This window comes from Mycobacterium ulcerans subsp. shinshuense, assembly GCF_002355775.1.
In the GTDB taxonomy this organism is placed as follows: Bacteria; Actinomycetota; Actinomycetes; order Mycobacteriales; family Mycobacteriaceae; genus Mycobacterium; species Mycobacterium marinum.
This window is the reverse complement of sequence record NZ_AP017624.1, coordinates 5,009,349-5,035,619: the sequence shown is the minus strand read 5'-3', so window position 1 is coordinate 5,035,619 and position 26,271 is coordinate 5,009,349. Positions and strand designations below refer to the sequence as shown.

Annotated in this window: 19 protein-coding genes, 2 pseudogenes and 1 riboswitch; of the genes and pseudogenes, 9 read left to right on the top strand and 12 right to left on the bottom strand. The window is 66.5% G+C overall.

From position 1 onward, the window contains the following. Window positions 1–9: 9 nt before the first annotated feature. A pseudogene (locus SHTP_RS22485) lies at window positions 10–3,242 on the bottom strand (MFS transporter). A 590-nt stretch (window positions 3,243–3,832) separates the two neighbouring features. Here SHTP_RS22485 and SHTP_RS22480 point away from each other — a divergent pair. The 4 genes from SHTP_RS22480 to SHTP_RS29310 all read left to right on the top strand — a co-directional run bounded on the left by SHTP_RS22480 (window position 3,833) and on the right by SHTP_RS29310 (window position 7,994). After that, complete coding sequence (locus tag SHTP_RS22480; RefSeq protein ID WP_420873031.1) at window positions 3,833–5,035, top strand: ISAs1-like element IS2404/ISMul1 family transposase; 1,203 nt, start codon at window positions 3,833–3,835, stop codon at window positions 5,033–5,035. A 161-nt stretch (window positions 5,036–5,196) separates the two neighbouring features. Beyond that, window positions 5,197–6,399 (top strand): ISAs1-like element IS2404/ISMul1 family transposase, encoded by a 1,203-nt coding sequence (locus SHTP_RS22475; RefSeq protein WP_420873036.1) that lies wholly within the window; start codon window positions 5,197–5,199, stop codon window positions 6,397–6,399. A gap of 188 nt (window positions 6,400–6,587) precedes the next feature. Beyond that, window positions 6,588–7,172 (top strand): response regulator, encoded by a 585-nt coding sequence (locus SHTP_RS29315; protein WP_231991666.1) that lies wholly within the window; start codon window positions 6,588–6,590, stop codon window positions 7,170–7,172. Window positions 7,173–7,181: 9 nt separating this feature from the next. Further along, complete coding sequence (locus tag SHTP_RS29310; protein WP_231991191.1) at window positions 7,182–7,994, top strand: adenylate/guanylate cyclase domain-containing protein; 813 nt, start codon at window positions 7,182–7,184, stop codon at window positions 7,992–7,994. On the opposite strand, the gene SHTP_RS22465 is transcribed toward SHTP_RS29310, so the two are convergent. Together SHTP_RS22465 and SHTP_RS22460 are read right to left on the bottom strand one after the other, a co-directional pair. Further along, on the bottom strand, window positions 7,987–8,301 hold the full coding sequence (locus SHTP_RS22465) for a hypothetical protein (protein WP_011741342.1): 315 nt from the start codon (window positions 8,299–8,301) through the stop codon (window positions 7,987–7,989). The two genes, SHTP_RS29310 and SHTP_RS22465, sit on opposite strands and share 8 nt — an antisense overlap. A 47-nt stretch (window positions 8,302–8,348) precedes the next feature. Next, entirely contained in the window at window positions 8,349–8,573 is a 225-nt protein-coding gene (locus tag SHTP_RS22460) for a hypothetical protein (protein WP_096371821.1), read from the bottom strand. A gap of 134 nt (window positions 8,574–8,707) precedes the next feature. Between SHTP_RS22460 and SHTP_RS22455 the strand changes: the two genes are divergently transcribed. Then, a complete protein-coding gene (locus SHTP_RS22455; protein WP_096372618.1) occupies window positions 8,708–10,018 on the top strand; it encodes a TetR/AcrR family transcriptional regulator in 1,311 nt (436 codons plus the stop codon). On the opposite strand, the gene SHTP_RS22450 is transcribed toward SHTP_RS22455, so the two are convergent. The 3 genes from SHTP_RS22450 to thiC are packed head-to-tail and all read right to left on the bottom strand — an operon-like array spanning window position 9,927 to window position 13,023. Next, window positions 9,927–10,562: an alpha/beta hydrolase family protein gene (locus tag SHTP_RS22450; protein ID WP_096371820.1), complete on the bottom strand. Its 636-nt coding sequence runs from the start codon at window positions 10,560–10,562 to the stop codon at window positions 9,927–9,929. The two genes, SHTP_RS22455 and SHTP_RS22450, sit on opposite strands and share 92 nt — an antisense overlap. Beyond that, window positions 10,559–11,386 carry a bifunctional hydroxymethylpyrimidine kinase/phosphomethylpyrimidine kinase gene (thiD, locus tag SHTP_RS22445; protein ID WP_096371819.1) on the bottom strand — a complete coding sequence of 276 codons (828 nt, stop codon included), beginning with the start codon at window positions 11,384–11,386 and terminating at the stop codon, window positions 10,559–10,561. Before thiD ends, SHTP_RS22450 begins: the two co-directional genes overlap by 4 nt. Then, window positions 11,383–13,023 carry a phosphomethylpyrimidine synthase ThiC gene (gene thiC, locus SHTP_RS22440; RefSeq protein WP_012392684.1) on the bottom strand — a complete coding sequence of 547 codons (1,641 nt, stop codon included), beginning with the start codon at window positions 13,021–13,023 and terminating at the stop codon, window positions 11,383–11,385. Before thiC ends, thiD begins: the two co-directional genes overlap by 4 nt. Further along, a riboswitch (TPP riboswitch) is annotated at window positions 13,024–13,135 on the bottom strand. A gap of 85 nt (window positions 13,136–13,220) precedes the next feature. Between thiC and SHTP_RS22435 the strand changes: the two genes are divergently transcribed. From SHTP_RS22435 to SHTP_RS29300, 4 genes and pseudogenes are all read left to right on the top strand, one after another. Next, the gene (locus SHTP_RS22435) at window positions 13,221–13,943 is read left to right on the top strand and encodes a PAS and ANTAR domain-containing protein (RefSeq protein ID WP_015354406.1); all 723 of its coding nucleotides are present in this window, start codon (window positions 13,221–13,223) and stop codon (window positions 13,941–13,943) included. Between the two features lie 130 nt (window positions 13,944–14,073). Next, a complete protein-coding gene (locus tag SHTP_RS22430; RefSeq protein ID WP_096371818.1) occupies window positions 14,074–14,469 on the top strand; it encodes an STAS domain-containing protein in 396 nt (131 codons plus the stop codon). Further along, window positions 14,466–15,674 (top strand): annotated as a pseudogene (locus SHTP_RS30195) (ATP-binding protein); the annotation flags it as partial. The gene SHTP_RS22430 and the pseudogene SHTP_RS30195, both read left to right, overlap by 4 nt. Window positions 15,675–15,954: 280 nt before the next feature. After that, the gene (locus tag SHTP_RS29300) at window positions 15,955–18,363 is read left to right on the top strand and encodes a SpoIIE family protein phosphatase (RefSeq protein ID WP_231991190.1); all 2,409 of its coding nucleotides are present in this window, start codon (window positions 15,955–15,957) and stop codon (window positions 18,361–18,363) included. A gap of 29 nt (window positions 18,364–18,392) precedes the next feature. On the opposite strand, the gene SHTP_RS22420 is transcribed toward SHTP_RS29300, so the two are convergent. The 6 genes from SHTP_RS22420 to SHTP_RS22395 form a co-directional block, all read right to left on the bottom strand. Next, the gene (locus SHTP_RS22420; RefSeq protein WP_020731710.1) at window positions 18,393–18,668 is read right to left on the bottom strand and encodes a hypothetical protein; all 276 of its coding nucleotides are present in this window, start codon (window positions 18,666–18,668) and stop codon (window positions 18,393–18,395) included. A 49-nt stretch (window positions 18,669–18,717) separates the two neighbouring features. Continuing rightward, window positions 18,718–23,301, bottom strand: a complete 4,584-nt coding sequence (locus SHTP_RS30755; protein WP_172900697.1) for a cation-translocating P-type ATPase — start codon at window positions 23,299–23,301, stop codon at window positions 18,718–18,720. Between the two features lie 49 nt (window positions 23,302–23,350). Continuing rightward, window positions 23,351–23,797 (bottom strand): hypothetical protein, encoded by a 447-nt coding sequence (locus SHTP_RS22410; RefSeq protein ID WP_096371817.1) that lies wholly within the window; start codon window positions 23,795–23,797, stop codon window positions 23,351–23,353. A 143-nt stretch (window positions 23,798–23,940) separates the two neighbouring features. Beyond that, window positions 23,941–24,756, bottom strand: coding sequence for an exodeoxyribonuclease III (locus tag SHTP_RS22405; RefSeq protein ID WP_172900696.1), 816 nt, complete (start codon window positions 24,754–24,756; stop codon window positions 23,941–23,943). A gap of 17 nt (window positions 24,757–24,773) precedes the next feature. Further along, the gene (locus SHTP_RS22400; protein ID WP_096371815.1) at window positions 24,774–25,670 is read right to left on the bottom strand and encodes an N-acetylglutamate synthase, CG3035 family; all 897 of its coding nucleotides are present in this window, start codon (window positions 25,668–25,670) and stop codon (window positions 24,774–24,776) included. Beyond that, window positions 25,670–26,263: a peptide deformylase gene (locus tag SHTP_RS22395; RefSeq protein ID WP_012392692.1), complete on the bottom strand. Its 594-nt coding sequence runs from the start codon at window positions 26,261–26,263 to the stop codon at window positions 25,670–25,672. The genes SHTP_RS22400 and SHTP_RS22395 overlap by 1 nt, the downstream gene beginning before the upstream one ends. Window positions 26,264–26,271 lie beyond the last annotated feature (8 nt).

The following is a 26,271-nucleotide window of genomic DNA, read 5'->3' as shown; positions in this document are numbered from 1 at the left end:
GGGACGACATCAGGCCGGCCGCCGCGCATCGGTGCGGAGCGCGCGGGCGCTGCGGTCAATGGCGCGGCCGGTGGTCTGACCGGCCGGCCCCGATCGCAGCAACGGAATGATCTGTGGCAGTGCCGCACGGGCCGCGGCGCGCCCGGCCTCGCGGGCGGCGTCGATCTGGTGGAATTCCAGCAGTCCAACCGCACGGGTGTCCGGCCGGATGACGACCAGAGCCTCCGCTTGTGCGGCGTCGGCCACCGTGCGGCTGCCCATCATCATCGTGCGCATCAGGGTGTCGCCAATGCCGGGCACCTGTATCGGGCCGCTGCGTCGGGGCTGGCCACCGGACGGGTTTCCGCCAAACCCCACGTTCACCGCGATCATCGGGCCTTCGGCGCGGGTGGCGCCGTGACCGGCAGGTTGTTGAGCACTCCGCCGTCCACGTGTAGCTGGCCGTTGTAGATCTGGGGTGGGTAGAGTCCCGGCACCCGCAGGGAACACCCGACCACCTCGGCGACCGGCCCACGCCGGTGCACGACGGCCTGCCGGGCGAGCAAATCGACACTGACGCAACGGAACTCCTTGGGCAGCTCCTCGACCATCCGTCCCGAATAGGCTTCGCGCAGCAGGGCCATCGTGCGCCGGCCACGAACCAACCCCTTGCTCGGCAGCGTGTAGTCGCCGAGTGGGTTGTGCCGCACCAGGTATTCGAATACGTGCGCGTCCACTCCGGCCGCGTCGAGGCCACTGGCGGCCAGCGCGGCGATCACCGCCCCCATGCTGGTGCCGGCGAAGCGGTCGACGACGATTCCGGCGGCCTCCAGTTCGTCGAGAATACCTAGGTGGGCGAAGGCCCGCGCGCCGCCGCCGAGCACCAGTCCGATCGAGCCGCCGGTGATGCGTGCGGCGAGCGGGCGCACGTCGTCCTTGAGGCTGCGGTAGCTGACCGAATGGACCGAGCGCGGTGAGATCAGCTCTTCCCATCGGCTGCGATCCTCCTGGCTGGCGGGGGCACCGATCAAAACCAGGTCGGCGCCCACGGCACGCGCGGGCAGCTGCGTGTCCCGCGGCGCCGGCCCCTCCGACACCAGCACGATTCGATCCGCTGCGCGCAAGCAGAAGTCGCGCCAGCCGGTGTCATTGGCACTGGCATGCAGCACCACCTTGTCCGCGGAGGCTTACGCGCGCTCCAGGCCGGCGCGGTCGACCCGACCGGGATCGACCGCGGTGACCCGCGCTGAGAGCGCATTGAGCAGCGCCAGGGCCACGGGTCGTACCGGCACCGCGGCGCCGAGACCGATTACCGCGATGACCGCTTCCGGCGACGCCGGGCGGCCAACGGTGGGTGGTGGCGCGGTGTGCAGCCGAGTGGTCAGCGTGCCGACCAGTGCCGCCAATACGCCCCGGTCGGCAATCCGATTGAACTGCGCCTTGCTCAGCCGTATCAGCACGGAGTCACGCATCGCCTCAACCGACGCCGAGCGCGGCGCATCGATGAGCAGCCCGAGTTCGCCGACGACTTCGCCACGGCCCAGTTCGCGAAGCACCAAGTCGCGCTGCACCACCCGCAGGCGGCCACTGCGCACCACGTAAAGAGCATCGGACGGGTCGGCCTCGTGAAACAGGTACGAACCCGCTTGCAGCTCAATCTCATCGGTGTGGTGCCTGAGTTCGGCCATGGTGGCCGCGGGCAGTCCGGCAAATAGCGGCAATTGCCTGAGGAGGTCGCCGTCGGCCGTGGTCTGAGGCGGCCGCGCTGGCGCGGCGGCGGGCCGTGGGGTAACCGGCTGCGGCCGGGCCGGCGCACGGGCGACGCCGGACTCGGGCGCACCGGCGACGTCGGCGCCCTGTTGGGTGCGGCCCAGAAAACCGGCCAAGACCGCCACCGCGGCGAAGCACACCGCCGCCAGCACCCAACCGTGTCGCAGCGCGTCGACGCCGGTGCCAGGAGCCGGTTTGCCGATCAGGATGACCAGCAGCGCCACGCCTATCACGGCACCGAGCTGGCGGGTGGTGCTGACCACAGCCGACGCCGTGGCGTAGCTGCCTCCCTTGGTCAGACCTGCCAACGCGGCACTGCCCAGCACCGGCAGGGTCGCGCCGACTCCGATCCCCTGCAACAGCTGGCCCGGCAGCCATTCCCGCAGAAAATTGGGTTCGGTCCCGACCCGTTGCAGGTACCACACCAGGCTGCCGGCCCAGATGATCGCGCCGGCCATGACGACCAGCCGGTGGCCGCGCTGGTCGGCGATGCGCCCCAGCACGGCCGCGACCACCGCGGCGATCAGCGCCGCCGGTGCGATCGCGAAACCCGCCTTGAGCAGCGAGTAGTGCCATACATAGTTGAGGTAGAGCACGTGGGTCAGGACGTAGCAGTAGAAGCCGGCCGCCGCGACCAGGGTCAGTAGGTTGCCTGCCACAAACGAGCGGACTCGCAGGAATGCCGGGTCGATCAGCGGTGTGGGATGAGACCGCGAACTCGCGACGAATGCGACCAGGGCGACGGAGCTGGCCACAAACGACCCGATGGTTGCGGTGCTGATCCAGCCCCACTCGGGGCCCTTGACCAATCCGAGGGTCATCAGGCCCAGGGCGACACCGAGCAGCATCGCACCCCGCAAGTCGGGTAGTCGCCGTCGTCCCGACGCGCGACTTTCGGTGAGCACACGACCGGCCACCAACACCGCGACGATGCCGAGCGGAATGTTGACCAGAAACACCAATCGCCAGCTGGATGCCTCGACCAGCATCCCGCCGACCGGCGGGCCCAAGCCGGATGCGACGGCCGCCGCCGCTCCCCACAGCCCAACCGCATGCGCACGGTGCGAGGCATCGAATCCCTCGACGACCAGGGCCAGCGAGGCCGGTACCAGCACCGCCGCGCCGATGCCCTGCAGCACCCGGAAGCCCACCAACTGTTCGACATCACCGGCGACGGCGCACAGCCCGGATGCGATCGTGAAGAGCACCACTCCGAACACGAACATTCGTTTGCGGCCCAGCACATCGGCCAGCCGACCCGACGCGACCAGGAAGGCCGCGAAGACGATGTTGTAGCCGTTGAGGATCCAGGACAGGCTGCTGATGTCGTAGGACGGGAACGATCTCTGGATGTCGGGGAAGGCGATGTTGACGATGGTGGAGTCGAGAAACGCCAGGAATGCCCCGAACGATGCCACCAGCAGCACGGCGGTGGCCGAAGGTTGGCGGCGGCTGGTGAGCGCGCTGCGTTCCGCCGGTGCCGAAAGGTGCACTCGCGCCGGTGTTCCGCCCGCGCTCGTGCGGTGACGGGGCGTCACCCTATCTGCGGTCTTGATGGTCATTGATGTTGGTGTAGTTGCCATTTTTACTTCTCTTTTTGACGCTGCGAGATCGGTGCCTAAGCTAAACAAATTCACCATTGTCTCCATTCACCTCGTGTCTATCGTGAATCGGACTGGGTGGCCGGTAGTCTACGATTAACAGCGCGCAAGTAAACCCCTTTAAATCATTTCATAATTCTTTTTCTGGTGAATTTCCGACGCCCAGATCGGCAGGTGACCAGTGTCTATACGCAGCGTTTCGGCCAGGTAATAATTCACCGTAGCTGGAATTATAATTCATCGTACTGGGAATAAAAAGCAATATTTCGAGTGGAATTTGGGCTAGGTTGAACGTATTCTGCGCAACAACCAAATCAGGGTTGCTGCCAGGGCTCCGGCCAGGGCTCCGGCGTTGTTGATTAGCAGGCTTGTGGGCTGGGTTGATGATCTTTGGTGCCGCGCTATTGGGGCCGGAGTGTAGGCACGGGCTATCTGGAGAACGATCGAGTTGGTTACTGTTCGTCGTTGGTCTGGAGTTGCCCGTGCCTATCGTTTCAGTATTGCCTGTGTCGTCGGTTCCAGAGGTGTTCGACCGCTGGAGTCCTGGTGAGCGCAGCGAGCTCATCGGATCGGAGTTTCTCGATGTGTTGGCCTCGGTGCCAGACCCGAGGGACCCACGCGGTCGGAGGTATTCGCTGATGGCTTTGTTGGCGATCGCGGTTCTGGCCACTGCCGCGGGGATGCGCGGCTATGCTGGTTTTGCCACATGGGCGGCCACCGCTCCCGATGATGTGTTGGCCCAATTAGGGGTCCGGTTCCGGCGGCCCAGTGAGAAGACCTTCCGCGCTGTTTTGTCTCGGCTAGACCCCGCCGACCTCAACGCCAGGATGGGCAGTTACTTCACTGCACACGTGGCCAGCAGCGACCCCAGTGGATTGGTGCCGATCGCGTTGGACGGCAAGATGCTGCGTGGTGCTTTACGCGCCAAAGCGACAGCCACGCATCTCGTGTCGGTGTTCGCCCACCGTGCCCGATTGGTGCTCGGTCAACTCGCTGTCGCCGAGAAAAGCAATGAAATTCCCTGCGTACGTGCCCTGCTCACGCTGCTGCCGGGTAGCTTGCGGTGGCTGGTCACCGTGGATGCGATGCATACCCAGGTCGTCACCGCGAAGTTGATCTGCGCCACCTTGAAGTCGCACTACCTGATGATCGTCAAGTCCAACCAAGCCAAAATACTTGCGCGTATCACCGCGCTGCCCTGGGCCGAGGTGCCCGCAGCCGCTACCGACGACTCCCGCGGCCACGGCCGTGTCGAGACCCGCACCCTGCAAATCATCACCGCTGCACGAGGAATCGGCTTCCCCTACGCAAAACAAATCATCCGGATCACTCGTGAACGCTTGATCACCGCCACCGACCAGCGCAGCGTGGAGGTGGTCTATGCCATCTGCAGCCTGCCGTTCGAGCACGCCCGCCCTACCGCGATCATGACCTGGATGCGTCAACACTGGGGAATCGAGAACAGCCTGCACTGGATACGCGACGTCACCTTCGACGAAGACCGTCAAAGGGCACATACCGGAAACGGCGCACAGGTCCTAGCAACGCTACGCAACACCGCGATCAATCTGCACCGCCTCAACGGCGCCGACAACATCGCCGAAGCCTGCCGGATCACCGCTTTGACCGCCAACCGCCGCCTAGACCTCCTCAATCCACAATTCCCCAGCTCACAAGCCTGCTAATCAACAACGCCGGAGCCCCAGGGCTCCGGCGTTGTTGATTAGCAGGCTTGTGAGCTGGGTTGATGATCTTTGGTGCCGCGCTATTGGGGCCGGAGTGTAGGCACGGGCTATCTGGAGAACGATCGAGTTGGTTACTGTTCGTCGTTGGTCTGGAGTTGCTCGTGCCTACCGTTTCAGTATTGCCTGTGTCGTCGGTTCCAGAGGTGTTCGACCGCTGGAGTCCTGGTGAGCGCAGCGAGCTCATCGGATCGGAGTTTCTCGATGTGTTGGCCTCGGTGCCAGACCCGAGGGACTCACGCGGTCGGAGGTATTCGCTGATGGCTTTGTTGGCGATCGCGGTTCTGGCCACTGCCGCGGGGATGCGCGGCTATGCTGGTTTTGCCACATGGGCGGCCACCGCTCCCGATGATGTGTTGGCCCAATTAGGGGTCCGGTTCCGGCGGCCCAGTGAGAAGACCTTCCGCGCTGTTTTGTCTCGGCTAGACCCCGCCGACCTCAACGCCAGGATGGGCAGTTACTTCACTGCACACGTGGCCAGCAGCGACCCCAGTGGATTGGTGCCGATCGCGTTGGACGGCAAGATGCTGCGTGGTGCTTTACGCGCCAAAGCGACAGCCACGCATCTCGTGTCGGTGTTCGCCCACCGTGCCCGATTGGTGCTCGGTCAACTCGCTGTCGCCGAGAAAAGCAATGAAATTCCCTGCGTACGTGCCCTGCTCACGCTGCTGCCGGGTAGCTTGCGGTGGCTGGTCACCGTGGATGCGATGCATACCCAGGTCGTCACCGCGAAGTTGATCTGCGCCACCTTGAAGTCGCACTACCTGATGATCGTCAAGTCCAACCAAGCCAAAATACTTGCGCGTATCACCGCGCTGCCCTGGGCCGAGGTGCCCGCAGCCGCTACCGACGACTCCCGCGGCCACGGCCGTGTCGAGACCCGCACCCTGCAAATCATCACCGCTGCACGAGGAATCGGCTTCCCCTACGCAAAACAAATCATCCGGATCACTCGTGAACGCTTGATCACCGCCACCGACCAGCGCAGCGTGGAGGTGGTCTATGCCATCTGCAGCCTGCCGTTCGAGCACGCCCGCCCTACCGCGATCATGACCTGGATGCGTCAACACTGGGGAATCGAGAACAGCCTGCACTGGATACGCGACGTCACCTTCGACGAAGACCGTCAAAGGGCACATACCGGAAACGGCGCACAGGTCCTAGCAACGCTACGCAACACCGCGATCAATCTGCACCGCCTCAACGGCGCCGACAACATCGCCGAAGCCTGCCGGATCACCGCTTTGACCGCCAACCGCCGCCTAGACCTCCTCAATCCACAATTCCCCAGCTCACAAGCCTGCTAATCAACAACGCCGGAGCCCTGGGGTTGCTGCGACCACGCGGAGAACCCAGTCGCCGTAGGGGGCGTGTGATGCACGTGAACGGTTTTGGAGGCCTCGCGGCGCAGCAGGTGGCCGCATCGCCGATCTGCTGTGCGCCCCTGGACGAGCGATCCGCGATACCGGGTCCCCAGCCGCCAGTGCGACTTCTCGTGGTCGATGATGCCGACGGTGTGGAGACGCTGTTCGGGGCCCGCTTTCGCACTGAGCTGCGCTGCGACGAATATGACTTGAGCTTCTCCAACGACCCGGTTCAGGCGCTCAAGATGGTCGGGGACAGCCCAGACATCGAGGTCCTGGTCACCAATCTCAACATGCCGCAGATGAACGGACTCGACCTGCTGACGGAAGTCGCCAAACTCGGGCGCCCGCTGAAGACCATCGTGCTCACCGCCTGCAATGACCTGGCAAACATCCGAGCGGCAATGATGCGCGGCGCCTTCGACTTTCAGCTGACACCGGTGGATCTGGAAGATCTGCGGGTCACGATCTCCAAGGCGGTCACGATTGTGCGGGAACTGCAGGCCGGTGAAGCGGCACGCCAGCGCGCCCTGGAACTCGCCGACCAAAATCGCCGGGTGGAAAACATCTTCGGCCGCTATGTGAGCGAGGAGGTGAAGACGCACCTGTTGGCGTGCCCGGAAGGACACCAGAACAGCGAACGGCGCACGTTGACGATGCTGATGGCCGACATCCGAGGTTTCACCCGACTGTCGGAGATACTCTCGCCCGAATGAGCGCTGCAGGTGCTCAACGCATACCTGGAACGTGCGACCGATGTCGTCATCCGCTGGAACGGGACGATCAACGAAATCCTCGGCGACGGTCTGCTCGTCTTCTTCGGTGTGCCCAACACGGACGGCGAAGCGGCGGAGCATGCGGTAGCGGCCGCTCTGGAGCTACAGCTGGCGATGGGCGAGCTCAACGTCAGCCACCGCGAACAAGGGCTTCCCGAGCTGGGGATCGGGATCGGTGTTCACACCGGCGAGGCCGTGGTCGGCACCATTGGCTGGCCGCGCCGGCAGAAGTACATCGCGATCGGCAAGAACGTCAATCTGGTGGCCCGGATCGAGTCGAATACCGTCGGCGGGCAGGTGCTGGTTTCCGAGTCGACCTATCACGAGATCTGCGCGATCGCAGACACTTCGGGCTCAACTCAAGTGCGGGTCAAGGGGCTCACCGAACCCATCACCGTGCACGACATCACCGGGCTGGCGGGCAGGTACAACCTTCGGCTTCCCAGCATCGACCGGAAGGTAATTCCGCTTGTGGTGCCCAAGCCGATTGGCATCGCGGTCATCGAGAACAAGATCATCGGCGCCGCGCATCCGGCGGAAGTGGTCGGCAGCGGCGACGGCGCGGTTCGGGTGCGCACCGGCCTGCAGGTCGCGCCGTTTTGCGACCTGGTGCTCGATGTGGCCGGCGCGCAGGTATTCGCCAAGGTCGTCGACTGCGGCGTCGATGGCGGGATTTGCGAACTGATGGCGGTGTTCACGTCGGTCTCCGACGATGTCCGCCGGGCGCTGGCAGCCCCCAGCACCGCCAACTCGCTCAGCTGAGCTGTTCTTCGCGCTGACCGTGGTGCACCCAGCTCACCAGGAACGCCGTGACCAGCAGCCATCCAATGGCAACGGCCGGAATCGCCCAGGCACGGCGGAACAACAACGCACTGTCGCACTGATCCACCAGGGCGCCACCGCCACCTTGGGTCGCCTGGGTGAGGTCTGAGGTGAAGCCCCGGCCGCAGCTGACCTTCATGCCATACAGGTCGTAGTGATCGAGATAGACCGGCAGCCATAGCGCGAACAGACCGATGATCCCCACTACAACGCCGGCGATTCCCAGGTACAACTGGCGATGAGTCACAGCTTCTCCACGGCTCTCTATGTGAATGCTTGATCCTGCCGTTGGGGTCATGTCATGCACACATTCGAGAACAGCAGAACCGGCCACGATACGATCGACCCCAAGAACGACACCACCAGATCCATTCCGTGCATCTGGTGTAAATGCTCAGCGTGTGTCGTTGACCATATGACATCCACCAGCAGATATGGCGTGCCGAAGGCCAGTGCAATGCCGAGAAGTTGGCCGATGGAGAGGTGGTAGGCCAGCACTCGGCGTACGTTCTCCAACACGCTTGGTCCCTCCGGCGATAGGTCCGGGAAACCGCCTGCGGCCCCCCGGTGGGGATTTATGTTAATGGAGATTCTGCAACCGCGATAGGTCGTTGGAGGGTTTGGCCGGGACGGATTCGGGTTATGGTGAGGTGATGTCCGCTGCCAGCGTCTCGCCCGGCGCGGCCGCAGACGGTATTCGCCGGCGGCCCAAGGACCGCAAGGCGCAGATCGCCCGTGCGGCAGCTGAGTCGTTCAGCGCGCAGGGCTATCACGCGGTGAGCATGGAGACCATCGCGGCCAAGGTCGGCGTCTCGGCGCCGGCGCTGTACCGGCACTACGCCGGCAAGTACGAGCTGTTCCGCGGTGCCGTGCTGGCGCTGAGTCAACAACTGGTCGACTGCACGCAACTGGATGACTCCGACGATCCGGCGCAGCTGCTGGACCGGTTGATCGCGTCGCTGATCGAGGTGACGCTGGACAACCGCCTGTCCGGAGGCTTGTACCGCTGGCAGTCCCGGTATCTGCGGGCCGAGGATCAGGCCGCGGTGGCCGATGTGCTTAAGGTGGTCAACCGCAGAATCCAAAAGCCGCTCACGGTGATTCGTCCGTCATTGCGGCCCGCCCAGCGGTGGATGCTGTCGGCGGGCGTGCTGAGCGTGATCGGCAGCATTGTCGATCATTCGGCGCGGCTGGCGGCCGACGAGATCCGGGCATTGCTGGGCGAGGCGGCGTCGGCGATTGTCTGCGCCGAGCTTCCGGAGCCAGGAGACGTCGCGGTGCGCAAAGCCAGTTGGCGGATCTTCGCCGAGGATGCCAGCGTCTATGAAACGTTGCTGCACGCGTCGATGGTCTTGTTCAAAGACCGTGGCTACGCCCAGACCAGCATGGCGCAGATCGCGTCGGCGGCGGGGGTGCCGGTGTCCGGGATCTATCGGTATTTCTCCGGAAAGTGCGAGATCTTGGCGACCGGACTGCGCCGGGCGGCCGATCGGGTGTCCGGCCAGCTCTCGCCGATCGTGGGCGCGCTCACCGAACCGCGCCAGGCTTTGACGCTGCTGATCGACGCCTATGTGGCGACATCGTTCGCCAACCCGGAACTGGCGGCCGTCTACTACACCGAGCGGGCCAACCTGACACCTGCCGACCAGATGCTGCTGCACAATATTCAGCTGTCGACCATCGATTCGTGGGTGCGGCTGCTGACTTCCGTGCGCCCGTCGCTGTCGGCGACGCGGGCGCGCTTCCTGGTGCATGCCGCCATGGCGTTGGTGGTCGACTTGGGCCGGATGGTTGACCCGCAAGACTCGGCGGGACAGTCCGCCTACGTGCAAGCATGTGTGCGGGAGCTGATGGAGCTCACCTTGTTTGGCCCTACGCCGGCCCAAGCAGACGCAGCGCCGCCGCCACCGCCAGGCCGGCGACGTCGAGGGTCTTCGAACCCAGGTCATGTCGCGCGCCGGTGATCTCGACGACCTCGGTAGGTGCGGCGATCAGCGCCGCGGCGGCGCGGACCTCGGCGGGCGTGCCGAACGGTTCCGACGTGCCGTGGGTGAAGACGGTGGGCACGGTGATGTCCGGCAGGTGTTCGGTGCGGGCCCGCTCCGGCTTGCCGGGCGGATGGACGGGGTAGGAGAACAGCGTCAGCACATCCACCGGGGCCTGTGCGGCGGCCACCACCATGGATGTCTGCCGACCGCCATAGGAGTGCCCGCCGGCGATCAACGGGCCCTCGGCCAGGCCGCGGCACAACTCGATCGCTTCGACGATGCCGGCCCGGTCGGTGGCCGCTGACCCCGATGGCGGCCCCTTGGGGCGCCGGCGCCGGTAGGGCAGGTTGTATCTGACCGCAAGCCAGCCGCGTTGTGCCCATGCATCGCAAACCTGTTGCAGCAGTAGTGAATCCCGGTTTCCTCCGGCGCCGTGGGTGAGTATGACTATGCCGTTTGGTGGCTGGCCGGGGCCGGTCACGGGTTCGTGTGCGATACCGGCGATCTGATCGAGGTTCATGACAGCCTGAACAGGGGTGAGACCGGGCCATGGCCGCGGCCCAGCGGATAGGCGGCGCGAATGCACTCGGTCACCCACTTTTTTGCAAAGCTGACCGCGTCGGGCACGGTGAACCCGTGTGCCAGTGCGCACGCGGTCGCGGCCGCCAGGGTGTCGCCACCGCCGTGGTCGTTGCCGGTGGCCACTCGCGGCGCGTCGAACTCGAAGAAGTCGGTGCCGTCATAGAGTAGGTCGCAACTGCGCGTCGAGGATCGCAGGTGTCCGCCCTTGACCAGTATCCACCGCGGGCCCAGCCCGTGCAAGGCCCGCGCGGCCGCGTGCTGCGACTGGGTGTCGATCACGTCGATGCCGACCAGCAGGCGCACCTCATCGAGGTTCGGTGTCACCAAGGTGGCCAGCGGAAACAGTTGTTCCCGAAGCGATTCCAGCCCGGACGCGGCCAACAGCGCGTCGCCGTGCATGGATGCGCAGACCGGGTCCACGACGAGCGGAACCGCCACTTCGAGCTGACGCCAGGTGGCCGCGACCGCATCGATGATGCGGGGCGAGGCCAGCATCCCCGTCTTGGCTGCCTGGATGCCGATATCCTCGACCACCGCGGTGATCTGGCCGGCCACCACGTCCTCGGGTGTTTCGTGAAAACCTTTGACGCCCAGCGTGTTCTGCACGGTCACCGCGGTCACCGCAACGCAGGCGTGGACGCCCAGCAGTGCCATGGTCCGCATGTCGGCCTGGATGCCGGCACCGCCACCGGAATCAGAGCCGGCGATGGTCAGCGCACGCAACGGCGTCGCCCCGGGCGGCGCCAACGGCAACCAACTCACTGGGTGATCGGCAGGTACACCCGGTTGCCGTGGTCGGCGAACTCGGCTGACTTCTCCGCCATCCCCGCTTCCAGGGCCGCCTCAATGGCTTCCTCACTGTCCAGCCCGTGCTTGGCCGCGTAGTCGCGGACATCCTGGGTGATGCGCATGGAGCAGAACTTCGGCCCGCACATCGAGCAGAAGTGGGCGGTCTTAGCGGGCTCGGCCGGCAGTGTCTCGTCGTGGTACTCGCGCGCCGTGTCGGGATCCAGCGACAGCGCGAACTGATCGTTCCACCGGAACTCGAAACGCGCCTGTGACAAGGCGTTGTCGCGCTCCTGCGCATGCGGGTGGCCCTTGGCCAGGTCGCCGGCGTGCGCGGCGATCTTGTAGGCGATGACCCCGTCCTTGACGTCTTTGCGGTCGGGCAGTCCGAGGTGTTCCTTGGGAGTGACGTAGCAGAGCATCGCGGTGCCGGCCTGCGCGATGATCGCTGCGCCGATCGCCGACGTGATGTGGTCGTATGCCGGGGCGATATCGGTGGCCAGCGGGCCCAGCGTATAGAAGGGAGCCTCCTCGCACAGCTCTTCTTCCAGCCGCACGTTCTCGACGATCTTGTGCATCGGAACGTGCCCGGGGCCCTCGATCATCACCTGCACCCCATGGGCTTTGGCGATCTTGGTCAGCTCGCCCAGGGTGCGCAACTCGGCGAACTGCGCGGCGTCGTTGGCGTCGGCGATGGAGCCCGGCCGCAGCCCGTCACCAAGCGAGAAGGTCACGTCGTAGCGCGCGAGAATGTCGCAGAGTTCCTCGAAGTTGGTGTACAGGAACGATTCCCGGTGGTGCGCCAGGCACCACGCCGCCATGATCGACCCGCCGCGCGAAACAATTCCGGTGACCCGCTTGGCGGTCAGCGGCACGTAGCGCAGCAGCACCCCGGCGTGCACGGTCATGTAGTCCACACCCTGCTCGCACTGCTCGATCACGGTGTCGCGGTAGAGCTCCCAGGTCAACTCGGTCGGGTCGCCCTTGACCTTCTCCAGCGCCTGATAGATGGGCACCGTGCCAACCGGCACCGGCGAGTTGCGCAGGATCCATTCCCGCGTCTCGTGAATGTTCTTGCCGGTGGACAGGTCCATGATGGTGTCGGCCCCCCAGCGGGTGGCCCACACCATCTTGTCGACCTCCTCGGCGATCGAGGACGTCACCGCGGAGTTGCCGATGTTCGCGTTGACCTTCACCGCGAAGGCCTTGCCGATCACCATCGGCTCACTCTCGGGGTGGTTGTGGTTGGCCGGGATCACCGCACGGCCGAGGGCCACCTCGTCGCGCACCAGCTCGGCGGACATGCCCTCACGTGCGGCGATGAAGGCCATCTCGGCGGTGATTTCGCCGGCGCGGGCGCGCTGCAACTGGGTGCCACGGTCGCGGACCAGCCCCGGCCGGGCCGGCAGGCCGACGGCAAGGTCGATCACGGCATTCGGGTCCGTGTACGGCCCGGAGGTGTCGTACAAGTCGAAGTCGGCGCCGGTGGACAGGTGTACTCGCCGCAACGGGACGCGCAGCGTAACCCCGTCGGGGCCGGCCACCTCGCGATAGGCCTTGCTGCTGCCCGCGATGGGGCCAGTCGTGATGGACGGCTCAACAGTAACGGTCATTGTCATCTCCCTGTCATCTCCCTACGCCGGCATTATCCGGTCAGGTTCCTACGGTCGACGGCCTCCAGCCGTCCTCTCAGCGCAGTTGGTGTGCGCTCCCGCGTGCGTTAATTGGGTCGGCCTCCACGCTAGCGCAGTGCGGCGCCGGTGTGCAGGTGCGTCTTGGATCGTGGTGGCTGCCAGGCGGGTCGGGTGCGATGATTTCAGACGTGCAGCAGACCGCCCACACCGGCGAGGAACGCCCTGACCGCGGTACGCCCTCGTTTGCCACCCCGATATCGGGGGCGGTCGATAACCATCTGAGCATCGGCAGTTTCCGTTTCTGGTTCATCGGCCAGCGCTGGGAGTGGTCCGACGAGGTGGCCAGGATGCACGGATATGAGCCCGGCGCCGTGGTGCCGACGACGAAACTGTTGTTGTCGCATAAGCATCCCGACGATCGTGCCCACGTCCAGGACTTGCTGGACTATGCGTTGCGGTCGGGGGAGTCGTTTTCCAGTCGCCATCGCTTTGTCGACACGGCGGGCGTGGTGCACGACGCAATCGTGGTGGCTGACCGCATGGTGAACGAATCCGGCGTGGTCCAGGGAACATCCGGCTATTACATCGACCTCACCAACACCTTCGACGAAACGCGTCAGGAGGTGCTTGACGAGGCGCTGCCCGACCTGTTCGAGAACCGCGCCGCGATCGAGCAAGCCAAAGGTGTGCTGATGGCCGTCTACCGGGTCAGCGCCGAGCAGGCCTTCCGGGTGCTGCAGTGGCGGTCGCAGGAGACAAACACCAAGCTTCGTGCGCTGGCCAAACAAGTGGTCGCCGAAGTCGCGTCCTTGCCGCCGGTGTCGGCGTTGGTGCAAAGCCAGTTCGACCACTTGCTCTTAACGGTGCACGAGCGTATTCCCGCCGAGTCCGCGAGCTGATCGTCGCGGGTTGCAGACTGCGCGGTGGGGATCGGGTTAGGCTCTAGCTAATCCTGGACGGTGCAGACGGTGGATCGGGCTCCCTGTCTCAGCCGCCTAACGTTTGACACATTCGCGGGCGGTGAAGGCCATGGACCTGCTGGCGGTCGAGCATGAGGTTCGCCAGGACACCGTCGTGGTGCGGGCCAAGGGTGATGTCGATTCGAGCACCGTCGAGCAGCTCGTCGTCCATCTGGCGGCTGCCATGCAATTGGCGGCGACCCACCCTGCGCGCCTGGTCGTCATCGATCTGCAGCCGGTGACCTTCTTCGGTAGCGCGGGATTGAACGCGGTGCTGGAGTGTCATGAACAGGGGATGGCGGCGGGCACATCGGTGCGGCTGGTGGCCGACCACGGGCAGGTGCTTGAGCCGATCCAAGTTACCGAGCTGGATCGCATCTTCGAGATTTACCCGACGCTGGCCGGGGCATTGCGGCCCGGCAAACCCGGTGAGCACGATCTCGAGGATGTCGAGCGGCCACGATGAGCGCCAACGCTGCGGCCCCGGGGACGCCCAATAGGCAACCGTTGCCCGAGGACCTGCAGGCCGCGATCGCGCTGGGCGGCGAGATGGGGCGCCGCTTCGCCGAGTTCGACTGGGCACACTATCGGTTGGGCCCGCCCGGGGACTGGGCACCCGAAGTGCGTGCGGCGGTGGCGATGACCCTGACTTCGCGGTTTCCCATCGTGTTGTGGCTGAGCCCGACCGACCTGTTCCTGATGTACAACGACGCCTATGCCCAGATCTTGGGCGACAAGCACCCGGCGGCGCTGGGCAGTGCCGGGAAGGCGGTGTCGCCCGAGATTTGGACGGCGATCGGGCCGATGCTCGCCGGCGTCGTTGCGACCGGCAAGGCCACCTGGTCGACCGATCTGATGCTGCTGTTGATGACGGCAGGCGTTCCGCAAGAGCGCTACTTCACCTTCACCTACAGCCCGATCATCAGTGGCGGGGCCGTCCCGGCCATCTTCTGCGCGGTCATCGAAACGACGCAACGGGTGTTGAGCGATCGGCGTCTGCATCTGCTCAATGCGGTGGCGTCGGCCGTGCTGGAGACCCACACCATCGACGACGCGATCGGTGCGGCCGTCACCGCGTGTGCCGCGCAGCCCGCGGACCTTCCGTTCATCGCGGTGTATGTGGCCGCCGACGGTGCCGATGCCGGCGCCGGCCAGCATCGGATCACGCTGCGGGGAGCCACACCGTCGGTGTTGCCCGTCTTGCCCCAGCTGCTGGCCGAGCTGACGGACTGGGACATGGCTTCGCGGTCACGGGAGTCGGCGCATGTGGTCGGTGAGCTTGCCCGGGTGATTCCCGGCATCTGCGAGGTTTTCACCGACGACTGCCCGACCCAGGCGCTGGTGTTGCCGTTGAGTGAGGGCTCGACCCCCGGGGCGGTGGTGATCGGCATCAGCCCGCGGCGCCCATTGGATGCGCTGTATCGGGGCTTCTGCCAGCTGCTCGTCGATCAGCTGTCGGCGGCGCTGGCATCGGTGGTCTCCTACGAACGGCAACGGCAGCGAGCCGATGCGCTAGCGGAGCTCGATCGCGCCAAGACCGCGTTTTTGACCAACGTCAGCCACGAGTTCCGCACTCCGCTAACCCTGTTGCTCGGTCCGGTCGAGGATGCGCTCGCCGACGCCGGCGGCGACACCGTCTTGGCCGATCGGCTCGATACCGCACGATGCAATGCGCGGTGTTTGCAACGGATGGTCGACTCGCTGCTGGCGTTCTCGCGGATCGAAGCCGGTCGCGCAACCGCGCGGCTGGTGTGCACCGACGTGGGCGCGCTGACGTCGCATATCGCGTCGTCGTTCACCGAACTCTGCGCCCGCGCCGGGCTCGACCTTGCACTCGACTGCGCGCCAGCGCTGGCCGATGTCGATCCGGGCATGTGGGAAACCATCGTGCTCAATCTGCTGTCCAACGCGGTCAAATACACAATGACTGTCCAACGCGGTCAAATACACAATGAAAGGATCGATCGCCGTCGAGGTGCGCAGCGAGGCCGCGCACTGCCGACTCGTGGTGCGCGACACCGGAACCGGGATTGCGCCAGCCGACCTGCAGCGTCTGTTCGAGCGGTTCTATCGCGCCGAGAATGCCGGCGACCGCAGTGCCGAGGACAGCGGGATCGGGCTGTCCTTGGTACGCGGTCTGGTTGAGCTGCAACGCGGAACCGTGCACATCGACAGCGAACCGGGGCGCGGCACCGCGGTCACCATCCGGCTGCCGCGGTCGCCGACCGGTGCGGCCGCCGACCAGTCGCCGGCCGCCTTGCTCGATGAGACCAACCCGTACGTGGAGGAGGCCAGCCAGTGGTTGGTCTCATCGCCCGCGCAGGTACAGGCGGCACCGGAACAGCCCCGCCAGCTGGTGCTGATCGCCGACGACAACGCGGACATGCGGGCCCATCTGCATCGAGTGCTATCGCCGCATTGGGAGACCGTTCTGGTCGCCGATGGTGAGTCCGCGCTCAACGCAACCCGCAGCCTGCACCCCGACCTGGTGGTGACCGATGTGATGATGCCCGGTCTGGACGGTTTCGAGTTCATCGCCGCCATCCGCGCGGATCCGGTGCTGGCGGCCACGCCAGTCCTGATGCTGTCGGCCAGGGCCGGAGCGGAGGCCGTCAGCGATGGCTTCGCCGGTGGCGCCGACGATTATCTGTTGAAGCCCTTCCGTTCCCAGGAGCTGGTGGAGCGGGTGACCTCGCGGCTGGCCGCCGTTGCCCGCGTGCGCACCCGTCAGGGACTCGCCGCCAGGCTCATGCAGCTCGACGCCGCCCTACAGGCCACCGACTCGGTGGCCGGAATCCTCGCGGCCGTCCTGCACTACCGCTTGGCGTCGGGTGACGCGGCCGCGGCGGCAATCGGAGTTGTCGACGGGGACTATGTCCGGTTCGAGTATGCCGGCGCAATCCCCGCGGAATTGCGCGATCGCTACCACGTGGCCAGGCTGGACAGCCCGCTGGTGGGAACCGACGTCATTCACCGCGGCGAACCGATGCTGATCACCGACACGCTGGACCTGCCCCCGCGCTATCAGCACGCGGTGCAGGACACCGCCGAAATTGTTCGGGCCTGTGTCGCCCAACCGCTGCGCAACGCCGACGGACGTGTCATCGGGGTGCTGACCCTGCTGTGGCCCACTCCGCGCCAATTCGACGCGTCCGAACTCGAGATGTTCACCCGGACCGCCGAGATTACCCAGATCGCACTGGATCGGGTGCGCGTCATGACCCGCGAACATCGCATTGCCGTCGACTTCCAGGAGCATCTCCTGGACCTGGACCGGGGATCGACCAGCGCGGTGGTATCGGCGGTGTACCAACCGGCCGGCGAAGCGATGCGCGTGGGTGGTGACTGGTATTCGGTGACGCCGCTGGCGCATCCGGGCAGGATCGCGATATCCGTTGGTGACGTCGTCGGTCACGGCCTGGCCGCGGCGATCGTGATGAGCAGACTTCGTGCCGCCGTGGCCGCCTCCGCGCTGAACACCGCCGAACCCGCCGATGTTCTGGGAGCGCTGGACAAATATGCGGCAACCGTTCCCGGCGCCAGCTGCGCCACGGTCGCCTACGCCCTGATCGACACCACACCGGCGGGTGCCGGCGCCATGAGCTACATCTGCGCGGGACATCCGTATCCGTTGGTGGTCTCCCCGAATGCCAGCCCGGTCTTCCTCAAGTCGGGACGGCGTCCGCCGGTGGCCACCCGTGGGACCGACTCGACCGACGTCACCGCGCGTGCGGACCTGCCCGCGGGAAGTTTGATCATCTTCTATACCGACGGGTTGATGGAGCGGGCGGGGGAGACTCTCGACGACGGCTTTGCCCGGCTGGCGGATGCGGCCGCGGACTGCTCCGCCATGCCGGTGGCGGCGGTGTGCGCCGAACTCCTGCACCGGATGTGCCCGGCCGAGGGCTACCGCGATGATGTCGTGGTGCTGGCGCTGCGTCCCAGCCATGCCGGTCCGCGCAGCTTCGCCACCGTGTTGACCGCCGTCCCGGCCGAGATCCCGGTGGCGCGCCGGCGGATGGCGCAGTGGCTGACCGCGATCGGGGTCGAACCCGTGCGCAAGGGTGCCATCCTGCTCGCGACGGGCGAGGCGGTCACCAATGCGATCGAGCACGGCAGCGGCTGTGACGCCGGCAAGACGGTGTCCGTCGAGGCATTCCTGGATCAGGATGCGATTGCGGTCACCGTCAGTGACCAGGGCCGGTGGACCGGAGACTCGTCGGCCAGCCTGCGCAGCCAGCGGCGCGGGCGCGGTCTCACGCTGATGAGCGGGCTCGCGAACCAGGTCGAAACCGTCCGTACCCCGCAGGGCACACGAGTCGTGTTGCAGTTCGACGCCGCCACCGTGGACTGGCCGTGAACTGGCCGTGAACTCTGGCCGTGAACTAGCTAGGCCTCCTCCATCGCCTCGCCGAGCTCCTCGAGGAGCCGGTTGTGGTGATTGCTCGCCATGACGTGACCGGCGGCGATGACCACCGCTACCGGCCATTCGATGAGTTCGAGTGCGGCCAGTGCGGCCAGACCGCCGTAGTAGGCCAGCTGCTCAGGCCGGGGGACCTCAACCTGGCCGACGAATGGCAGATTCACCACGAAAGTCTCGCCTTCCCTGATTTTCTTCACCGCATCGCGCTGTGAAACCGCTCTGCGCGCCTGCTTTTCCACCATCATTTGCCTTCCAGTAACGAAGGGTTTGCCGCCGAGCACGGTCGTGCGGTCACCGTCTGAAGTATGTCGAGGACCGACGCCCTGGCCGATCCGCTAGTTTCGTCGTTTGCTGCGGTGCTGACTGTGCCGTTGCGGGAGATTTATGCGCTGTTGTGGCGCGTCGGGCTCGTGGAGATCGTCCAGCGGGAGCCGTCGCGGGTTCGGGTGTCGGTGACGTGCTCGTGTTGGGTGCAGGAGGGGCTGGAGGATCCGGCTGCTGAGCACGACCATCCAGAACACGGTCCACAACGGCCATCGCGGCGGTTGCAGCAGCGGCGGCTCCCAGGGCCTGCGCCCACCCGACCGGGTCGAGCGGGGTACAACCGAGCAGTTGGCTGACGATAGGAATACTGATCAGGGTACCCATCGCGGCCAGTGAGCCCAGCGCGGTGAGGACCACCAGCCAGTCGTGTGAGTCCAGCAGGGTTTGGCCCAGCTGCGCGCTCACCAGGGCGACCAATCCCACCGTGGATGCCCGACGCGGCAATCCGGTCACCCCGGCCATCATCCAGGCGGCGGTGGCCGCCGCAGCGGTGGTGGTGCCGCGAACGCCGACCGCTCGCCACAGCGCCTGCTGATCCGGTCCGCGCGCGTTGGGGTCGGTCTGGCCGCGCGGCTTGCTGACCGCCAGCGCCGCGGCGGGTAGCGCATCGGTGAGCATGTTCACCAGCAGCAGTTGCCGGGTGTTCAACGGCGAGGTTCCCGTGATGGCGCTGCCGATGATGGCGAATGCCACTTCACCGGCGTTGCCGCCCAACAACACTGAAACGGCCGCCTGCACCCGCTGCCACAGTTCACGCCCTTCCAGGATCGACGGGAGCAGTGATTCGATGCGACCGTCGAGCAACACCATGTCGGCGGCCACGCTGGCGGGGTCACTGCCATGCGCGACGACACCGATGCCCACGGTGGCCGCCCTGATCGCGGCGGCGTCGTTGGAGCCGTCGCCGACCATCGCGCAGACCCGCCCGACACGCTCTAGCGTCTGCACGATCTGCACCTTGTTCTCGGGTGTCATCCGGGCAAAGATCACGCGCTCGGCGACCGCACGCTCCTGGTCCTTGCGCGACAGGGCATCCCACTGCGCGCCGCTGATGATCTGTTTGGCGCTCACCCGCAGGCCCAGCTCTTCGGCGATGGCCGCGGCGGTGATGGGGTGATCACCGGTGATCAGCCGCACGTCCAGTCCGTGTCCGCTCAACTCGGCGAGGAGACCCGCTGCCGTGGGGCGCGGCGTGTCGGACAGTCCTAGAAAGCCCACCAGGGCCAAGCCGTCGTGGCAGAAGTCAGCGATGGCGTCCGGGTCGTCGACAACGGTCCGGGCCTGCTGTGGGCTCAGCTCGCGCCGCGCCACCGCGATCACCCGCAGCCCGTCGGCGGCCAGTTCAGCGACCTGGCGGTCAATGCTCGGGCCGTTGGCTCCGCAGGCGGCCAACACCACCTCCGGGGCGCCTTTGATGCTCAGTTCGGTGTCTGACACCGAGGCGGAAAACGACCTGCCGGAGCGGAATGGCAGGTGAGCGTCGGACCGGTCGAGTTCGGCGGCCAATTCCGGTGGTGCCGCTGCCACGATCGCGACATCGGTGGCGTGTACCTGCGGTCCACCGTTGGTGGCCGGCGCGGCATGGACCGCGCAGCGCAGTACATCGTGATCCGAAAAGCCGGGGTCGGGATGTACTTGCGCCACGCGCAGCCGGTTCTCGCTGAGCGTTTCGGTCTTGTCGAAGCAAACCATGTCGACGCGACCGAGGGCCTCCACCGATCGCGGGATGCGGACCAGGGCGCCGAAGTGGGTGAGCCGGCGCGCCGAGGCTTGTTGCGCCAAAGTCGCCACCAGCGGCATGCCTTCGGGCACCGCGGCCACGGTGACAGCAATGCCGCTGGCCACCGCTTGGCGCAGGCCTTGGCGACGCAGCAGACCGAGTCCGGTGACCACGGCGCCGCCGGTCATGCTGACCGGCCAGGCCCGGTTGGTGAGCTGGCTGAGCTGGTGTTGCAGACCGACGTTGGACAGGTCGCCGGACACCAGGTCGGCGGCCCGCCGCTCCTGGGTGTCCGCCCCGACCGCGGTCACCACCGCAACTGCGGTCCCGGCTACCACGGTGGTGCCGGCATAGAGCATGCAGCTACGGTCCGCCAGATCGGCTCCGGGTGTGGGCTCGACCTGTTTGGTCACCGACAGCGATTCGCCGGTGAGCGCGGACTCGTCGACTTCGACATCGGTCTCGTCGATCACCCGGGCGTCGGCGGGAACCACCTCGTGGGTCCGGACCTCGATAACGTCGCCGGGCCGCAGTTGTTCGGCGACGACGTCGACGTAGCCAGGCTGTCCGTCCTGGCCGGTGACCACCTTTCGCGCGGGCGGAATTTGCAGCGCCAGTAGGCGGTTGAGCCGGCTTTCGGCGCGGAGTCGCTGCGTTGCGGCCAGTATCGAGTTACCGGTCAGCACCGACCCGACCATCACCGCGTCAACGGGTGAGCCCAATACCGCGCTCGCCGTTGCGCCCAGAGCCAGCATCGGTGTCAGTGGGTCGGAAAGTTCTGCGCGGACCGCGCCGAGGAACTGTCCGATCGCCTGCATGGGCTCGGCGCCGAGTTGTGCGCCACGCTTTGCCGCGTGCGCGCCGCTGCTGAGGGCGCGGGTCGCCAACGTCGAATGGGGTGCGCCCGGTTGAGGCGAGGTGTCGGTTGGCGGCAACAGTTTCTGGACCTGCTCAACGGACATGGCATGCCATTCGTGGAACGCGGCGGGTCGAGGCGGGCGCGCGCCGACAACCTTTCGCGCCAGCAGATACCCCGACAGCAGTCCGGCGCCCGCGCCGGTGGTCACCGGTCCCGGGCCGAGTCCGCGAACGCCCGGCACCATCAGTAGGGCACCCAAAGCCGATGCGCCACCGGATATTTCGATACCCCGCCGGCGTGCCGCCTTGGCGGCAGGAATCGCATGCATGATCCGCCATGCGGCACCAAGATCGGGCAGCAGCACATCGGCGTACCAGGGTGGGACGGCGTCGGCGGTCCGCGGCAGTACACCAAGTGCCACGTCGGCCAACGAAATGGCGCGGCTCTGCGACGGCAACAGCGCAACGGTGCGCCCCGCCTGCCTGAGTGCGACCACCGCGTCGGTCAGGGCGTCATCGATGGATCCGTGTCGCAGCGGCCGGATGTCGTCGAATGCCGGCCGCAGCTCGCCCAGCGAGTCGTCATCGACCGACACCAGATCCGCTCCGGTGCGATGCGCCTCGGCTACCACGGCCGAGGCGAGCGGATCATGCGCGGGCAAAAAGAGTGCTTCGGCTTCGAAAACCCCGGTGCTATCCGGATTTTCCGGGACCGCATGCCACCCCGGGCTCAGATCGTCGCGCTCCAGCAGCAACTGGGCCCGGTTCCACGCCGCCGACAGTTGGTCCTCATCCGCGCCGCGAATCCGGGCGACCCGTAGCTTGTTGGTGCACAGCACTCGCGGGTCGATGACGACCGCGTCGACCTCGTCGAGGCGGCGCAGGCAATCCGGCCGCATGGGCAAGACCCCGTGCCGCTGTGCCAGACCCTGACCAAGCGCAGCGGCAAACGCCTCCGGGGTGGTTCGGCTGGCCTTCGGGGTTGCCACCAGCGCGGCGGTCGCCGCCATGTCCATGTTGCGGGTGGCCAGCCCGACCAGCCCCGCGCTGATCGTCTGAATGTGCGCAAAGCGATCGGCATTTCGTTCGGCGGTACGCGCCGGTGCCGGGCGGGGCGCGGTGTAGGGCGCGCTGGTCGCCGGTTGCTCCGCGTACTGGGCCAACTCCGGTTCGTGGTGCTGCCAGGCCAGTTCCCCCGCCCGGGCTTCGGCGGCTTTGAGGGTTTGCATCGCCAGCCCCACCGACAACGATGCCGGTGCCTGGGTGAGCGTTTCTGCCGCGGCTACGGCCAATGTCATGACCGTGTCCGTCGCCGGCCCGCCGATGCGGTCCTCGAGCAGGCTGCGCAGCCGGGGCTGGTAGTCGACCGCCACCACGCCGGCCAGCAAGGTGATCGACACCCGCGGCCAGCGCAGCGCCCGGCCGGTGAGTGCCAGCCCGAGCCCGGCGGCGTTGGTGGCGACGGTCACGGCCCGGTTCACCAGTACCACGCTGTCGCCCGGCAGGCTGATAGCGGGCGTTGGCCGGTCAGTGTCTTGCGTTGCGCGATAACGTTTTTCGGTGTCTTCGACTAGGCGGCACAGCTGCGGCAACAAGGTAGCCGCATCGATGTCCACGACAACCCGCGACAGCGGGTAGTTGATCCGAACCGACGCGATGCCCGGGTGGGTACGCATGGCCTCGCGCACCATGCGTGTGAGTTCACCGTCGGGTGTGTCATTGAGGCCGCGAACCTCGATCCAGGCGCGGCCCGCACCGCGCCAGCAGTGCCGGGTGAGTGTCTCGGGGGACAGCTCACCGGAGAGCGCCTTGGCGCCCTCGCGTAGCGGCGCGGCACCGAACTCCAAACACGCCTTGGTTACCGAACCGGTCGTCCTGCCCAGGGTTGCGGCGACGGCTGCGGTGGTCATCACCGACGCGGTGGCCATCGCGCTGGTTGCCTGGATGCCCGTGGCGAGCGCGCGCAGCGGCAGAGCCCCTTTTATGGATGTAGCAATGCTCAATGGGTGCTCAGCGCCGCCATCAATTGGTGCTGCGCAGTTCGGCGGCGCCCGCTCGACGGCCGGTTGACTTCTTGGCCGCGGTCTTGGCCGGCGCCTTTTGCGGGGCGGCCTTGGCCGGCTCCTCCTGGTCGGGTACCGGCGCGAGTTTCGCCTTTGCCGCTGGTGCGGAGGCCTCGGGCCGCTGACTCATCCGGCGCAACAGCAGCGCGCTGCCGCCGACGGCGAGCAGGATCGGCCATTCCACGATGCCCGCGACTCCCAGCGCGCCCATGGCCATGGCGGCGGCCGGTGTCGACTTGCTGCCGGTGCTGAGCCCGCGCTGGATGCCTTCGGCGGCTCCCTTGACGCCACCGACGACGCCGTTGACCGCCGCGCCGCCCACCGCACCCGCGGCCGCCGTGGTCGCCGTCGCGGCCCGATTCACCGTTTGACCAACGTTGCGGACTGCTCCGCCGACGACTCCCATAATTGCTCCCTGACTTCTCACCGATCTATCGCTGCGTCCCATGCTGCGCAACATCGACAGCGCTGTCTTCAGCATGCATCTATTAGAAGCCTGCCACGTTACAAACGCGCAGACAACGAACATTGTTAGGGAGTGTCCAGTGGCTAGGCGGCTGGGCCGGGGCGCAGGTCGACGAAAACCGGTGCGTGGTCGCTGGGGGCTTTGCCTTTGCGCTCGTCCCGAACGATCTGCGCGTCGACCACGCGGCCGGCCAATGCCGGCGAGCCCAGGATGAAATCGATGCGCATTCCCTGCTTTTTGGGGAACCGCAGCTGCGTGTAGTCCCAGTAGGTGTAGACACCCGGCCCCGGGGTGAAAGGCCGTACCAGATCGGTGAACTGTGCATCGACAATGGCGTTGAACGCCTTGCGTTCTGGCTCGGAGACGTGGGTGGCCCCGGTGAAGAACTCGGTGTTCCAGACGTCCTCATCGGTGGGGGCGATGTTGAAGTCGCCGGCCAGCGCTATCGGCGCGCCGGGATCGTTTTTCAGCCAACATTGGGCCGTATCCCGCAGCGCAGCAAGCCAATCCAACTTGTATGTGTAGTGCGGATCCTCCAGCGCGCGGCCATTCGGCACGTACAGGCTCCACACCCGAACGCCGCCACAGGTTGCGCCCACCGCGCGAGCTTCGGCGGCCGCGGCGACCTCTGGCTTGCCGCTCCAGGCGGGCTGGCCATCGAAGCCGATCTGGACGTCGTCGATGCCGACGCGCGAAGCGATGGCCACGCCGTTCCATTGATTGAAACCAACGTGGGCGACCTCGTAGCCGAGTTCGAACAGCGGCAGCGCCGGAAACTGGGTGTCCGAACACTTGGTCTCTTGAATGGCCAGGACATCGACGTCGGCGCGCTCCAGCCAGTCCAGGACGCGGGGTAGGCGGGTGCGAATGGAGTTCACGTTCCAGGTGGCAAGCCGCAGGGTGCCATCGGGCATGGCTAGAGGCTAGCGGGTGTCCGCAGATAGCGACGGCGATGGTGCGGTCGCAACCCCAGCGACTCGGCCCAGCCGGGCGTGGCGGTGCCGGGCACGCAGGTGTAGCCACGGGTCGCACCTCGGCCGGCGCCCCAGGCCAGCAACGCCGTGTAGAGCAGGGCGGCCGGACCGGTCGGGGACTGGTCATCGATGGTGCAGGCGGCCGACACCCCAACCCAGCGGGTGCCGTCCGGTGCGTCGGTTACCGCCGCGCGTGCGACCACCGCTTGCGGGCCGGAACCGAATGCAAGCTCGCCGTCGATGACCGCGGTGAGGGCATGCTCGGCGATCTCGCGGTCGCAGTGGCCTCGCCACACATCGTCGGGCCGGGGCGACACCGTGATCGATGGGTCGGCTTGGCGGGTCGCGACCTCGCCGACCAGGACACGTTCGGTGTGCTCACCGGTCAGGCCGGCCGGATCCGGCATGAGCCGGTCGGGAATGGCCAGCCGCGGCGTGCGGCCGCGCTGCGTGTACCAGTCGAGGATCGCGGGTATCGAGTCGGGGCGGGCCGAAATGTCCAGCGGGACCGCCGAATTAGCGCATAGCGAGGCTCCGTGGCAGGCGCGTAGCAGCCAGCCGTCCAGCCAGCTCCGGTCGGTGCCGGGCCACGCCGCGGCCGCCGCATGTTCGAGGGCCCTGATCTCGGCGGTGCGGATGGGCGCATCGGTGAGCACCCGCAGTGCCACCACGTCGGCCGGCGCGAACTCGGCGATCGCTCCGGTCTTCGTTTGCACGCGCACCGTCGGGGCAATCGCGAGCAGATGTCCCACCGCATCGGTCAGCGGCGGGACGGACCCGGCCGGTCGGCGGTAGCGAATCGTGACTCGCGTTCCGAGGTCCGGCCACGGCGCCGTCATCAGTGACCGAACGGATCGGGCCCCTCGCCCGGCAACCACGACAGGCCGGGAACCCCCCAGCCGTGTGACTTGACCGCACGCTTTGCGCTGCGGGCATGCCGGCCGATGAGGCAGTCCAGGTATAGATAGCCGTCGAGGTGCCCGGTTTCGTGCTGCAGCATGCGCGCGAACAGGCCGGAGCCTTCGAGCTCGACGGGGTTCCCCTCGGCATCGAGCCCGGTAACGCGGGCCCAGGTGGCGCGGCCGGTAGGAAACGACTCGCCGGGAACCGACAGGCACCCTTCGTCGTCGTTGTCCGGGTCGGGCATGTTCTCGGGGATCTCGGACGTCTCGAGCACCGGGTTGATGACCACGCCCCGGCGGTGCGCGGCCTTTCCGCGATCGTCGGCACAGTCATAGACAAACAACCGCAGGCCGTATCCGATCTGGTTGGCGGCCAAGCCGACGCCGTGCGCGGCATCCATGGTCTCGTACATGGTGGCGATCAACTCGGGCAGATCGGCAGGTAGCGAACCGTCGGCTCCGACCGGGACGGGAGAAGTCGGAGTGTGCAGGACTGGATCGCCCACGATCCGAATAGGAACCACTGCCATGGTCGGCT